This is a genomic window from Lentzea sp. NPDC051838 (assembly GCF_040681245.1).
Lineage (GTDB): Bacteria > Actinomycetota > Actinomycetes > Mycobacteriales > Pseudonocardiaceae > Lentzea.
In genome coordinates, this window is sequence record NZ_JBFAYI010000034.1 from 14,881 (window position 1) to 29,646 (window position 14,766).

Below are 14,766 nucleotides of genomic sequence, written 5' to 3' on the forward strand. Positions count from 1 at the left end.
CGGACAAAAGTAAAGGGCCCGCAGCCGAAGCCGCGGGCCCACCGAACAGCAGGGGACTGTCCGGTTCCCCCATGACCGGATCTCGTCGAGGGCAGGTCCACTGGGGAGGGCCCACCCGCTTGAGGCCGACGATCGTGACTCCCCCCAAAGAACTTGGCGTCACTCTCGTCGTCCGGCTGATCACTACTTTGCCCTGTCGTGCTCACACTTCGGTCACACCGAGTCCACGCCCATAGACTCGTTGCTCGGTCCGACCTGGGGGAAGAGGGACGACGTGCGAGTCGAGTACCGCGTGCTGGGGCCGCTGGAGGTGCTGCTCGACGGCGCCCCGGTCGTCGTGCCGGCCGGTCGGTGCCGCGTGCTGCTCGCCACGCTCCTGTTGCGCGCCAACGAGTTCGTGCCGACCGCGGAGATCGTCGAGCGGCTGTGGGACGGCACGCCGCCGAGCCTCGACCGTGCGGGCAAGACCGTGCACATGGTCGTGACCAGGCTGCGGCAGGCGCTCGGACCGGCGAGCTGCGTGCGTACTGGTGCCGGTGGTTACACCGCTGTGGTGGAGCCGGGGCAGCTGGACCTGCTGAGGTTTCGCGCGCACTTGAACACCGGCGAGCACGCGGAGGCGACGGCGTTGTGGCGCGGTCCGGTGCTCGCGAACGTGTCGTCGGAGTCGTTGCACCGCGACCTCGTGCCCGCGCTGGCCGAGGAACGGTTGGTGGCGCTGGAACACCGGATCGGCGCGGACCTCGCACGGGGCGTGGCGGCGGAACTGGTGCCGGAGCTGCGGGTGCTCACGGCGCAGCACCCGTTGCGCGAGGTGTTCTGGGCACAGCTGATGCTGGCGTTGCACCGCGGTGGCCAGCAGGCGGACGCGCTCGCGGCGTACCAGGAGGTCACGGCCCTGCTCGAGGATCAGCTCGGCGTGTTGCCGGGTCGTCAGCTGCAGGACGCGCAGCGGCAGGTGCTCGCGGGTGACGTGCCGAGGCCGGTCGTGGTGCGGCATCACGTCCCGCGTCAGCTGCCGACGGCGTTGCCTCATTTCGTGGGCCGCGAGTCCGAACTGGACAGGCTCGACGACGTGCTCGGGTCCGGGCGGCTGCTCGCGGTGATCCACGGCAGCGGTGGCGTCGGCAAGACCTCGCTGGCCGTGCAGTGGGCGCACCGGGTCGCTCTCCGGTTCCCCGACGGGCAGCTGTACGCCGACCTGCGCGGGTTCGACCCGACGGGCGCGCCGGTGCACCCGAACAGCGCGGTGCGCGACTTCCTGCTGGCGCTCGGCGTGCCCGCGGACGAGATTCCGCTCGGCACCGAGGAGATGCTCGACGGCTACCGCTCGTTGCTGTCCCGCCGGCGCGTGCTCGTGCTGCTCGACAACGTCCGCGACCTGGCCCAGGTGCGTCCGCTGCTGCCCGGCGGGTCGCGCAGCCTGGCGGTGATCACGTCGCGCAACCGCTTGCGCGGCTTGACTCCTGACGGGTTCTCGCTGGACGTGCTGGACCACGCGTCGTCCATGGCGTTGTTCGCTGGCCGGGTCGGTGCGGACCGGGTCGACTCCGAACCTTCAGCGGCCGCGCGGCTCGTTCAGCTGTGCGCCGGGCTGCCGTTGGCGCTCGCGGTGGTGGCCGCACGGGCGACGCTCGACCAGCACCCGCTCGGCCTGCTCGTGGAGGAGCTCGAAGACGCGGCTTTGGACGCGTTGGACACCGACGATCCGTTGACGAGCGTGCGCGCGGTGTTCTCGTGGACCTTCGGATGTCTGAGCCCGTCCGCTGCTCTTCTGTTCGGGTTGCTCGGTCTTCATCCCGGTCCGGACGTGACCGAGCCGGCTGCTTCGAGCCTGATGGGTGGGCTTTCCGGGGAGGCGCTGGACGAGCTCGTGCGCTACAGCCTGATCAACTGCCAGAACGACCGCTACCGGTTGCACGACCTGATGCGTTCGTATGCGGCGGAGGAGGCCCTTGCGGGGTTGGCTTTTGAGGAGAGATCTGCCGCACAGCAACGGCTCTTCGACCACCTCCTGCACTCCGCTCTGGCCGCGGTGTCCCGTTCGGATCCCTTGCGCCAGCCCATCTCCACACCACGTCCTGCTGACGGCACCGTCGTGCTGGCGTTCTCGACGGCCGCGGACGCCGATCGCTGGTTCGCTTCGGAACGCGCGGTGTTCGGACCCGCGGTCGTCGCAGCGGGCGAGGCGGGCTTCGACGGGCACGTGTGGCGCACGGTCTGGGCGATCCGCCACTTCCTGCTCGCGACCGGCAGGTGGCGAGAAGGCGAACGCCTGCAGCGTCTGTCCATCGCGGCTGCTCAACGGGCTGGTGACGTCGAGGGGCAGTGCCGGGCCCGGCGCGGCCTGGTGTCGTTCCTGGTGCCGGAGCAGCAGTTCGACGAGGCCTCTGACCAGCTGCGCGCGGCCATCGAGCTGGACTCCCGGCTGGGCGACCAGATCGGTCTCTCGAACGACCTGCGCGGCCTCGCCTACGTGCTGGGCCGCCAGGGCAAGTACACCGACGCCCTGGAACCGTTGTCGCGCGCCCTGGACGTGGCGGAGGCGAGTGGCGACCAGATCGAGATCGCGAGCGTCGCGGCGTCGCTCGGCTTCGTGCACAACGAGCTCGGCTCCCACGAGGAAGCCGTGGTCTGGGCGGTCCGGGCCCGCGACATGTTCCTCCTGCTGGTGCCGGACGAACGCGACACCGTCGTGGCCTCGAACCGCGACACGCTCGGCAGCATCTACCGCGCGCTGGGCCGCTACGCCGACGCCGAGGCGAACTACCTCAGATCCGCCGAACTGCAGGGCGCGCTGTCGTACCGGCACTACCAGGCCGACACCCTGGTGCGCCTGGCCGACCTGAAGCGCGACCTGGGCGCGTCCGACGCGGCCCGCGGCTACTACCTCGCCGCCCTGGAGATCTACGACGATCTCGGCTTCGCGAAGGCGGACGACGTGCGCTCGCTGCTGGCGTCGTTGGAGAGGCCGGTCCCGCCGCAGTGAAGAGGGAGGTAACTGCGCCAGGACCGGCCAGACATAGGGTCGTGCATCACGCTCACACTTCGGTCACGTGCGGGGGAGCTTTGGCTGTCGAGTACCGCGTCCTCGGGCCGCTGGAGGTCCTTCTCGACGGTGTTCTTGTGCCGGTGCCAGCCGGTCGTTGCCGCGTGCTGCTGGCGACGTTGTTGCTGCGCCCCAACCAGTTCGTGTCGTTGGACGTGTTGATCGAACGGCTGTGGGAAGGCGAGCCGCCGTCGTCCGACCGGGCGCACAAGACGTTGCAGATGGTCGTGACCCGCCTGCGCCAGGCACTCGGCACCGCGAGCTGCGTGCAGACCGCGCGTGGCGGCTACCGGGCGTCGTTGGACCCTTCGGCCCTCGACCTCGCACGCTTCCGTTCCCTGGTCTCTCGCGGTGATTTCGCCACCGCTCTGGGGTTGTGGCGCGGCCCGATGCTCTCCGACATCCGATCCGACGCCCTGCACCAGCACGACGTCGCCCCGGTGACCGAGGAGTGGCTGCTGGCCCTGGAACGCCGTGTGGCCGCCGACCTCGCCGCGGGCCGAGCCGCCGATCTGGTCGCCGAACTGCGCGGCCTCGTCGTCGCGCATCCGTTCCGCGAAGCCTTCTGGGCGCAGCTGATGCTGGCACTGGCCGAGTCGGGCCAACAGGCGCAGGCCTTGTCCGCCTATCAGGAAGTCCGCACTCTGCTGGCCGACGAACTGGGCGTAGACCCAGGCGCGGACCTGCGTTCGGTGCACCAGCAGGTGCTCTCCGGTTCGGTGCGAGTACGTGGCCCGGTGCCACGCCAACTGCCCGTAGCCGTTCCACGTTTCATAGGACGCTCAGCCGAACTTGGCGCACTGGGCTCGTTGACGCGCGGCTCGATCGTCGCCATCACCGGAACGGCCGGCGTGGGCAAAACGACCTTGGCCGTGCACTGGGCGCGGGAGATCGCTTCCCGCTTCCCCGACGGCCAGCTCTACGTGAACCTGCGCGGCTTCGACCAACACCGAGCCCCGATGACTTGTGGCGACGCCCTGGGCCGCTTCCTGGAAGGCCTCGGCGTAGCGCCCGACCGCGTGCCAGCCGACCTCGACGCCGCCGCCGCGTTGTACCGCAGCCTCGTAGCCGACCGCCGCATCCTGGTGCTGCTCGACAACGCCCGCGACGCCGAACACGTCCGCCCTCTGTTGCCCGGTCCCTCGTCTTGTCTGGTGCTGATCACTAGCCGCGACCGGCTGACGGGCTTGGTGGTCAACGAGGGTATGCAACAGCTCGCGTTGGACGTGTTGAGCCACGCCGAAGCCCACGCTTTGCTCGTGAGTCGGCTAGGCGCGGAGCGGGTTGGTGCGGCCGACGAGCTGATCAAGTGGTGCGGCGGCTTACCACTGGCGTTGGCGATCGTGGCGGCCCGCGCGGCACAGTCGCCTTCGCTTCCGCTGTCCGCGCTGGTCGCGGAGCTGGCGGACGAACGCACCCGCCTCGACACGTTGGACACCGGCGATGCGGCCACCAGCGTGCGAACCGTCTTCCAGTGGTCGTACCAGCAGCTCAGCCCCTCTGCCGCGCGGATGTTCCGGCTGATCGGCGTCCATCCAGGGCCGGACATCACCGTGCCCGCCGCCGCAAGCCTCGCAGGGTTGCCCGTCGAAGAGACGCTGGCCTGCGTGCGGGAACTGGTTAGAGCGAACCTGCTGGTCGAGCACGTGCCTGGCCGTTTCAACTGCCACGACCTGCTGCGCGTTTACGCGGCGGACCGCGCGGCGGCGGAGGAATCGGCTGAGGCTCGCGACGCGGCGCTTGAGCGGACGTTCGACCACTACCTCCACACCTTGATCGCAGTCGACGCAAATCATCACGCGCGGCACCGGCAGTTCGTGAAAGAGCCGGTGCCGCTGCCCGGCACGAGTCCGGAGGCGTTCACCGAGCTGGAAGCTGTCCACGACTGGTTCCGAGCGGAACGCAACGTGCTGCGAGCGGTGATCGCCCAGAGCGAGGCCCACGGCTTCGACCGCCACACCTGGCAGCTCGTGTGGATCGCGTTCGACCTGGTCGATCGGATCGGTCCGTGGCAGGACTGGATGTGGGCGCTCGCCAGCGCCGAACGAGCCGCTGCCAGGGCAGGAGAACTTGAACGCGCCGCGAAGATGATGTTCCTGGAAGCTGTCGCGGTCGCCAGGCTCGGCCGGTACGAGCATGCGGCGCGGAGATTCGCGGAGAGCGGTCGCGCCTACGCGGAACTCGGTGACGTGCCTGGACAGGTGCGCTGCCAGAGCGGCCTCGCGTGGACGTTGATCCTGCGAGACCGTCCGCACGAGTCGCTGAAGACCGCGCAAGCCGCGCTCGACCTGCAGCGTGGTGATGCCAGCGCGACCAACGAGCTGATCAGTATGGCTCTGCACCAGGTTGCCGAAGGGCTCATCTTCGTGGGCGAGTACCAGAAAGCTCTCGAATGCTGTGCCGAGCTGGAAACGCTGCGGCAGGGCATTGAGAACCCGTACGACTCGGGGCACGAGGCCATGACCAGGGGCGCGATTCTCGTGCGCCTGGATGAGTTCGGTCAGGCGGTCGAACTCCTCAACCAGTCGATCATCTGGTTCAACCAGGTGGGCAGCTGGTCGGACATCGCCACTGCGCAGAGGTGGCTCGGCGAGGCGTACCTGGGGCTGGGTGACTTTGTGCGAGCACGTCGAGTGTGGATCGAGTCGCTGGAGGCGTGGGAGTACCACCAACACCCGAACGCTGAAGTGGTGCGGGCTCATCTCGCCGCGCTCCCCGAGAACTGATGAGCGGTGCTGGTGGCCCCCCAGGTCTTCTCAGCCACCAGCACCGCTGAGAAGAACTATGCCGGGAGCCGCTCACACTTCGCTCACACTGTGATCACAGCGCCTACACTGCAGGTGACCTGGGGGGACGTCGTGCGAGCCGAGTACCGCGTGCTGGGGCCGTTGGAGGTGCTTCTCGACGGCGAGCCCGTGACGGTCCCGGCTGGACGGTCCCAGATCCTGCTGGCGGCCCTCCTGCTGCGCGCCAACCGGTTCGTGCCGGTGGACGAGCTGGTGGACCTGGTCTGGGACGGTACCCCTCCGCGGCCGGACCGGGCGCACAAGACGTTGCAGATGGTCGTGCGACGGTTGAGAGTCGCGCTGGGCGAGGCCGACTGCGTGCAGACCCGGACCGGCGGCTATCTGGCCGTGATCGAGCCGGACCAGCTGGACGTGCTGCGGTTCCGCGCACTGGCCGGTACAGGTGACTTCGGTGCCGCGTCCGCGCTGTGGCGAGGACCTGTGCTCGGCAACGTTGCGTCGGAGCGGCTGCAGCGCGAGGAGGTGCCGCAGCTCGTCAACGAGCGGCTCGTGGTGTTGGAGCGGCGCATCGAGGCCGACCTGGACCGCGGGCTGGCGCGAGAGCTGGTGGCTGAGTTGCGGTCGCTGGTCACCGAGCACCCGTTGCGGGAACCGTTCTGGTGTCACCTGATGGTCGCGTTGTACCGGTCGGGCCAGCAGGCCGAGGCGTTGAGCGCTTACCAGGACGTGCGGGCCAAGCTCGCCGACGAGCTCGGTGTCGATCCGGGGTCGGCGTTGCAGGAGCTGCACCAGCAGATCCTGCGTGCCGAGGTGTCTCCTGGCGAGCGTCGGCAGGTTCCGCGCCAGCTCCCTGCCGGTGTGCGGAACTTCGTGGGGCGTGAGGAAGAGCTCGAAGCCCTGGACAAGGCGACCGGTGTCTCGGTCGTGCATGGTGTCGGTGGCGTCGGCAAGACCGCGCTGGTGTTGCGGTGGGCTCGCGAGGTGCGTGAGAACTACCCGGACGGCGACCTCTACGTGAACCTGCGCGGGTTCGACCCGGAGGTCCAGCCTGTCGATCCTGCCGCCGTCGCCGAGACGTTGCTGGCAGGGTTGGGCGTTGAGAAGGTGCCGCCCAATGCGGAGGCCCGCTTTGCGTTGTTGCGCACCACCCTGGTCGACCGGCGGCTGTTGCTGGTGCTGGACAACGCCGCTTCGGTACGCCAGGTCCTGCCCGTGTTGCCCGGTGCGGCCGGGGTACGAGTGATCATCACCAGCCGCAACCAACTGCGCGCGCTCGTCTCGCAGCACGACGCGACCGCGATAGGCCTGGGGCAGTTGGAGGTCGACGCGGCGCGGTCGTTGCTCGAGCTGGTCGTCGGCGGACCTCGGCTCGATGCCGAACCTGAGGCTGCGCGCGAGATGGTCCAACACTGCGCCGGACTGCCATTGGCGCTCCGGGTCTTCGCTGAACGGGTGTCGCGGTTCCCGGACGTGCCTCTGAGTGAGTTCGTGACGGAGCTGCGCAACGAGCGGCTCGATGCGTTCAGCGACTTCTACGACGTGGACGTTCGTGCGGTGTTCTCGTGCTCGTATCGGGCGTTGGACGACGAGTCGGCGCGGATGTTCCGGCTGCTGTCCATCCATCCGGGTTCGGACTTCGACGTGTGTGCCGCCGCCGCGCTGGCGGGAGTCACCGTTGCACAAGCCCGGCGGCTGTTGGAACGGCTTGTCGCCGATGCGCTCGTGCAGACGCGTTCAGCCGGGCGGTACTGCCTGCACGACCTTCTGCGTGCGTACTCCGCGGAACTGTGCGGAGACGACGAGGTGGCCGCGTTGCGGATGACCGAGTGGTACGTCCACACCCTGGAGCACGCGGTGAGGCGTGAGGGCATCAAGGAGACCGCGACGGCGGGCCCCGTCACCTCCGGCGTGACTCCGCAGACGTTCAACTCCAGGTTCGACGCGCTGGCGTGGTGCGGCCAAGAATGGGACAACTTCAAAGCGGTGTTGCACGCCGCTCTGTCTCGCGGATGGAGCGACCTCGCTCAGTACATTCCGGCACACATCTGCACCTACCTGCGAATGCGGAGAAATCGCAGCAGCGAAGTCGTCGAGATGTTCGAGGTGCTGCTGGGTGCGGGAACCAGCCTTGAAGAGCGAGGGATCCTGCAGCTCAGGCTGGCCTACATGTACGACGACGTCGGGCGCCTGGAGGACGCACAGCGCTACCTCGAGGAAACGATGCGAATCGCGCAAGAGCGGGGCGACACGATGGTGGAGATCAGCGCGGTGGTCAACATGTCGTCCCTCCACAACGAACTCGGGCGCAACGAAGAAGCGCTGGAGTGCTCGCGCAGGGGTGCCGAGCTCGCGAGAGAACTGGGGGACCGATTCCGGGAGAACGTCGCTCTCGGCAACATCGCGGTCAACCTGTTCAAGCTTGGACGTTACGCCGAGTCGCTGACGACGAGCGAGCAAGCGCTTGTCGTCAGCTCGGAACACGGTGATGAGTACGAGCAGTCGATGCATCGCTACACCAAGGGCAATGCACTGGTCGCATTAGGTCGGTTCGAGGAAGCCGAACCCGAGCTGGAGATCGCACTCGAAGCCGCGCGCAGGTACGGCAACACCCGAATCGAGGGATGGGCGCTGGCCCGGCTCGTCGTCGTCCTGCGCGGCCTAGGACGGCGCGCCGAGGCGGAGACCGCGTGGCATCAGGCGGCAGCCGTCCAGCGTGTCTTCGAGGGGTCGGCGGCAGGGAGACTCGCGGCCCTGCTGGACGAGCTGAGGGACGGGGAGTCATGAGCGTCGAGTTCCGTGTGCTCGGTCCCCTCGAAGTGCTGGTCGACGGCAAGCCGATGACCATCGCGGGTGGACGCGGGCGGGTGCTGCTGGCCACGTTGCTCCTGCGCCCCAATCAGTTCATGTCGGTGGACGAGCTGGTCGACCGCCTGTGGGAAGGCGACCCGCCCTCGGCCGACCGCGCACACAAGACGTTGCAGACGACGGTGCTCAGGCTCCGGCAGACCCTCGGCGCTGCCAACCGCGTCCGCACGACGAGCGGTGGCTACCTGGCCGAGGTTCGGCCGGAAGAGCTGGACCTGCTGAGGTTCCGCCGCCTGGTGAAGGACGGCGACTTCGCCTCGGCCACGGAGCTGTGGCGTGGTCCGGTACTGGCGAACGTGGCGTCGGACGCGTTGCACCGCGACGAGGTGCCGCGCCTGGAGAACGAACGCCTCGACGCCCTCGAACGCCGCATCGACAACGATCTGGACCGCGGCGGGGCGAGTGATCTCGCGGCCGAGCTGACTGCCTTGACCAGGGAGCATCCGCTGCGGGAACGGTTCTGGGCGCAGCGGATGATTGCGCTCTACCGCTCCGGCCGGCAGGCGGAGGCGCTCGACAGCTACCGCGAGGTCACCGGCCTGCTGGCTGACGAGCTGGGCATCGACCCGTCACCGGAACTGCGGCAGCTGCACCTCGCGCTGCTCAACGGCGACCTGCCGGAGCCGCCCCGTCCGCGCAGGACGCTCTGCCAGCTGCCGCCCGACACGGCCGGTTTCGTCGGCCGCACGGAGTTGTTCCGCAAGGTCGAGGAGCGGCTCGCGGCCCCCGGCGTTCCGGTCGTGGTGCTGACCGGTGCTCCCGGCGTGGGCAAGAGCGCGTTCACCATCAAGGCCGCGCATCGGCTGCGTGACCGCTTCCCGGACGGCCAGCTGTTCGTCCGCCTCAACGGCGCCGGCGGCAACCGGCGCGAACCGGCCGAGGTGCTCGCCGAGCTGCTGTCGGCACTGGGCGTGGACGTTTCGGCCATCCCTGACAGCGTGGAGGCGCGCAGCGCGGCCTTCCGCGCCCAGCTGGCCGATCTCGCGATGCTGGTGGTGTTGGACGACGCCGCGGGACCGGACCAGGTCAGGCCGTTGCTGCCAGGAACGGTCGGCTGCGCGGTGCTGATGAGCAGCCGCCACCAGCTCGTCCAGGTCGAGGGCGCGCAGAGTCTGCGGGTGCCGCCGCTCGCGACGGACGACGGGATCGCGTTGCTGTCGAGCATCCTCGGTACCGAACGGGCCGGCACGGACATGGCCGCGGTGAGCGCGATCGCCGCAGCCTGCGGGGGCCTTCCACTCGCGCTGAGGGTCGCCGGGGCACGCCTCGCCGCGCGCGAGTCGTTGCCGCTGGGGTCGCTGGCCCGTCGGTTGTCCGACGAACGCCACCGCCTTGACGAGCTCACCATGGGGGATCTGGAGATCCGTGCGACGTTCGGCCCGAGCTACGAGGTCCTGCCGGCTGACGCCGCGACGGCGTTCCGCCGGCTCGGGCTGCTCGGCGCGACGGATGTGGCCTCCTGGACGGTCGGCGTGCTGGCCGGCGGCGACGGCGAGCGGCTCGTCGAACGGCTCGTGGAGGCCAACCTGCTCGACGAGGTCGGCCTCGACGCGACCGGCGAGCCCCGGTACCGCCTGCACGACCTGCTCGCGGTGTACGCCGCCGAGCTGGTGCGAGGGGAGGACGAGCAGGTCGTCGCGGCGGCGATGCGCGACTACGTCGGCCTCCTGATGACTCTCCTCGAGGTGACGGTCGAGGACTGGGCAGGAGGGGACGAGCTGCCGATGCGGCCCGTCACCGCGTCGACCGCGCTGGACCGCTCCGAGATCGAGCGGATCGCGGCCGGCGGTGAGAGCTTCCTGGCGGCCGAGATGGTCAACATCGACCGTGCGATCACGTACTGCCTGCAGGAGAACTGGGTCCAGGACGCCTCCGACCTCGTCGACCGCACGCAGTTCTTCCTCGACCACCGGTACTCCCACGACCGCGCTGCTCAACTGCGCGAGCGCCTCAGGGATGCGGCGTTCGCCGAAGGGAACGAACTGGTCGCGTGGCGCTCACACCTGAACCTGGCGAACCAGCGGACCCTGCGTGGTGTCACCGAGGACGTTCTCACCCAGTTCTCGCGTTGTGCCGACGCGTTCGAGGCGATCGGGGCCCATGCCGAGCTCGCCGCGGCGCTGGGCGCGTTGACCTACTACACAACGATCCACACCGGACAACCGCAGGTCGCACTCGCCGAGCGTGCGGTGGCCGCGGGACGGGCCAGCGGTGTGCAGAACCTGTACTTGAGCGCATTGCGCGAACTGGGCACCGCGCTCGTCGCCGCAGGTCGTTATCCGGAGTCGGTGCGGGTCATGGACGAGGCGCTGGCGCTCAGCCGGGACGGGGGTGTTCCGAACGAGGTCGCGCTGGTGCTCAGCCGGATCGGGTCGAGCGCTCTGGCGGGTGGTGATCTCGAGCGCGCGAGCGCGGCGAGTCGTGAGGCGCTGGAGTTGGCGGCAGAGCTCGACGACAACCGCGGTGTCGGCTACCTCTCGGCTCAAGTGGCCCAGGTCGACCTCGCTCTCGGTGACCCGGGGCTCGCGCTGACGAGCGCGGAGAAGGCCCTGGCCATCCTCGAGGACGTCGGCGACCGGCGCGGAACCGTGCGCGCGCTGGCCGTGATCGCCGAGGCCACCCTGGCGCTCGGCCTGTACGACAAGGTGAGCGACATGGTCACCGCGAGCCTGGAGAACTACGCCGACGCGGGTGATGCCGATGCGGAGGAACGGCTGCGGGCCGCGCTGGCGGAAGCCCGGCGGAGGCGTGATCGGTGACCGTCGAGTCGCGGAGCTGAGTGAGCGAGCTTTGTCATCCGTGTCGTCCGGGCCGGTCGCATCGGGTAAGCATGTGCGCGGAAGAGGGGAAGGTGCATGAGCCTGCACGTCGCGGTCGACTTCGGCACGTCGAGCACCTGCGTCGCCGTTTCGGCCCACGGCCGGGAGCCGCAGGTCGTCGTGTTCGACGGCCAGCCGCTGGTGCCGTCCGCCGTGTTCGCAGCCGCCGACGGGACGTTGTTCGTCGGGCAGGAGGCCGAGCGCCAGGCTGCCGTCGACCCCGCTCGTTACGAGCCGCACCCGAAGCGCCGCGTCGACGAGGGTGAGCTGCTGCTGGGCAGCACTGTGCTGCCCGTCGTGGATGTCGTGCGCGCGGTGCTCACTCGTGCGGTCGGAGAAGCGCGCCGGGTTGGTGGCGGGGCACCCGTAGACCTCCTCGTTCTCACTCATCCTGCGGACTGGGGAACCGTCCGCACCCGCGTGCTCCTTCAGGCGGCGCGTGGCCTCGGCCGTGAGCTGGTGCTCGTGCCGGAGCCGGTCGCTGCGGCTGTCTTCCACTCCGCGAGTCACTCGATTCCGGACGGTGCCGCGCTCGCCGTGCTCGACCTCGGCGGCGGCACTGTTGACGCGAGCGTGGTGGCGCGCGCAGGCAAGAGTTTCCGGGTGCTGTCGGCGAAGGGCGACCCGAGCTTCGGCGGCGCTGACGTCGACCAGGCGTTGCTGGAGCACGTCGGCGGGCTGGTCGCGGCCAAGGACCCCGAGGCGTGGCGGCAGCTCGTCGAGGGCCACGAGATGGCCGACCGGCGCAAGCGGCGGGTGCTGCGGCAGGACGTCAGGGGTGCCAAGGAGACGCTGTCCCGGCACGCCTACACCGACGTGCCGATGCCGCCGCCGTTCCCCGACGCGCACGTCACCCGGTCCGACCTGGAGCAGCTGATCACCGCGCCGCTGAACCGCGCTGCCGCGTTGGTCGGCGCCACGGTTCGTGACGCCGGTCTCGCGCCTCAGCAGCTGGCTGGGGTGTTCCTGGTGGGCGGGTCCAGCCGGATCCCGCTCGTCGCGCGGCTGGTTCACGAGCACACGCGGGTGGTGCCGACGAGCATCGACCAGCCGGAGACCGTTGTTGCCCGTGGTGCGCTGCGGGCCGTCAGCCTCGATCCGGAACGGACAGGTGGCGTCGCCCAACAGAAGATGCCGCAAGGTGGTCCGGGTGACGTCACGCACAACCTGCGGGTGACCGACGACACGACCCGCAAGATCACCCGCCGGATCCAGCCTCCGCCGGTCTCGCAGTACCCCTCCGTGTTCCCCGCGGCCACTCCTCCGCCGAAGAAGAGCAAGGCGCCGCTGTTCGTCACGATCGGCGTTGTCGTGCTGCTCGCGGCGGCCGGTGCTGGTGCCTACTACTGGCTGAACCGCGGGAAGACGCAGGAGCAGTCGAATCCGCCGGCCAACCAGATCGCTGTCTACGACTACAGCTTCACCCGCCCGGACGGGTGGGAGCAGACCGGCGGAGTCGCGCAAAGCCGGCAGGTGCTTTTGCAACCGATCGAGCGCAAAACCGCAGGCACGGATTCGCCGGTGGATCGCATTGCTGTGCAGGAGCAAACCCTTCTCTACGACAGTGACGCGGATCGCCCGCGCGCGTTGAAAGAACTGCAGAACCAATACGACAAGCGCAAAGACGACGGCGACAAGGTGTCGGGATTTGCTGAAGCGACCACATTCGCGGGCAAATCTGTTGTTCACTATCGCGAAGAAGTGAGCGGAGCCGCGGTCGACTGGTACATCCAGTTCGTCGGCAGAGCGCAGGTGAGCGTGGGCTGCCAGGCCACCGACGCGGGCAAGGTGCAGGTCGGCGCGGCCTGCGAGCAGGTCGTCCGTTCACTGGTCATCAAGCCGAAGTAGCTACGTCAGGGGAGTTGCCGATGTCCGCCACCGAGGCTCTTGGCCGGTTCCGCGCAGACGTGGGCGCCGCCGTCACCCGTGCTCGTCGAGCGTCGGGTGAGATCGGTGAACAGAACGCCAAGCTGCGGGAACGCACGCGTGACCTGGCCAGGCAGGCGCGTGAGCGGAAGGTCGAACCGGGTGCTCAGGTCACCTCGGCGGACGTGCGCGAGGCGGCCAAGGGGTTCCGCGACGACCGCGGACTGCCGGTCGAGCAGACGCCTGACGCCGCCGAACTGACTGCCCCGCCTGCTCCCGCGCCGGTTGATGTGGAGTCGGCGACCACCCTCGGTTCTGTGGCTGTCGCCGGTCCGAGTGGCCAGCTTCCCCGTGTGAGTGACGATGACGAGGACTTTTCGCAGTCGCGAATCCTCTACTGACACCTGGTTTCACCCGGAGCCGTTTACTAGCGCAACTACTTCGAAAGAAGTCGCGACAGGGTGGAACCGACGTGGCAGGGTCCTCGTCGGAAGAGGCGTACGAACCAAGAAGTACGACCTGAACTTCAAGCAAGGGGGAATCTCCCATGGGTGGTTTTAACCTCACGCCTGGCGACCTTGACGCTCTGGCCAAGCACATCGCCGATGTGAACCAGCAGACGCAGGGCACGCTCCGCGGGATTCGCAATGCCGCGGACGGCGTTGCCACCGCCTGGTCCGGCGTTGCGGCCACCGCCTTCCAGAAGCTGATCGAGCGCTTCCAGGAGGACGCGAACAAGGTGCAGGAGGCGCTGATGGAGATCTGCTCCCAGATCTCGAGCTCCTCGGAGGTCTACAAGCGCAACGAGGAAGAGCAGCAGGGCTCGATCGGCACCATCGCCAACCGCCTCTGATCGTCTGCGCCATCACCGCTTCACGCCTTCAAAACTTCAGCCACATCTAGGGGAGATCGATCATGGACGGAATCAAGGCTACTTTCGGCGAGATCGAGAGCGCCGGCTCGCAGATCAGCAGCGGCGCCACGCAGGTTCAGCAGCAGCTCGACGACCTGAAGGCCCAGGTCGACAAGACGCTGGCCGCGTGGGAAGGTGCCGCGCAGGGTGCCTACCAGGCGTCGCAGGCCAAGTGGGCCCAGGCCGCCGGTGACCTGCAGGCCGTGCTCGCCGCCATCGGTACCGCCGTGCAGCAGGCCGCCGAGGCCTACCGCACCGCTGAGCAGCAGAACACGCAGCGCTGGGGCTGAGACCCGCGTGCACTGTCGCTAGACCCTCGCGAGCCCCGGAACCACGTGGTCCGGGGCTCGCGTACGTCCGGAGGAGGGTGTTCGGAGGGGCCGTTTTGGTCCCCGCACCACCCATCCGGTATCTTCTTACGTTGTTGTGCGGTAGCTGGCGCCCATGTGTGCCGCGCCTGTCTCGGAACCACCGCTTGGTCCGTCCAAGATCGGTCTGGGGCAACCG

8 protein-coding genes are annotated in these 14,766 nt (G+C 68.8%); all 8 read left to right on the plus strand.

Features of this window, described 5'->3' with window-relative positions:
* The first annotated feature begins 274 nt into the window (after nt 1-274).
* Nucleotides 275-2,989 (plus strand): BTAD domain-containing putative transcriptional regulator, encoded by a 2,715-nt coding sequence (locus AB0M24_RS40645; protein ID WP_363779174.1) that lies wholly within the window; start codon nt 275-277, stop codon nt 2,987-2,989.
* Between the two features lie 80 nt (nt 2,990-3,069).
* Entirely contained in the window at nt 3,070-5,775 is a 2,706-nt protein-coding gene (locus tag AB0M24_RS40650) for a BTAD domain-containing putative transcriptional regulator (protein ID WP_363779176.1), read from the plus strand.
* A gap of 114 nt (nt 5,776-5,889) precedes the next feature.
* Nucleotides 5,890-8,580, plus strand: a complete 2,691-nt coding sequence (locus AB0M24_RS40655; RefSeq protein WP_363779178.1) for a BTAD domain-containing putative transcriptional regulator — start codon at nt 5,890-5,892, stop codon at nt 8,578-8,580.
* A complete protein-coding gene (locus tag AB0M24_RS40660; RefSeq protein WP_363779180.1) occupies nt 8,577-11,420 on the plus strand; it encodes a BTAD domain-containing putative transcriptional regulator in 2,844 nt (947 codons plus the stop codon). Before AB0M24_RS40655 ends, AB0M24_RS40660 begins: the two co-directional genes overlap by 4 nt.
* Before the next feature lie 96 nt (nt 11,421-11,516).
* Complete coding sequence (locus tag AB0M24_RS40665) at nt 11,517-13,328, plus strand: type VII secretion-associated protein (RefSeq protein ID WP_363779182.1); 1,812 nt, start codon at nt 11,517-11,519, stop codon at nt 13,326-13,328.
* A gap of 20 nt (nt 13,329-13,348) precedes the next feature.
* Complete coding sequence (locus tag AB0M24_RS40670; RefSeq protein ID WP_363779183.1) at nt 13,349-13,747, plus strand: hypothetical protein; 399 nt, start codon at nt 13,349-13,351, stop codon at nt 13,745-13,747.
* Nucleotides 13,748-13,893: 146 nt separating this feature from the next.
* Nucleotides 13,894-14,199, plus strand: a complete 306-nt coding sequence (locus tag AB0M24_RS40675; RefSeq protein WP_363779184.1) for a WXG100 family type VII secretion target — start codon at nt 13,894-13,896, stop codon at nt 14,197-14,199.
* Nucleotides 14,200-14,261: 62 nt separating this feature from the next.
* Nucleotides 14,262-14,549 carry a WXG100 family type VII secretion target gene (locus AB0M24_RS40680; protein WP_363779186.1) on the plus strand — a complete coding sequence of 96 codons (288 nt, stop codon included), beginning with the start codon at nt 14,262-14,264 and terminating at the stop codon, nt 14,547-14,549.
* The last annotated feature ends 217 nt before the right edge of the window (nt 14,550-14,766 follow it).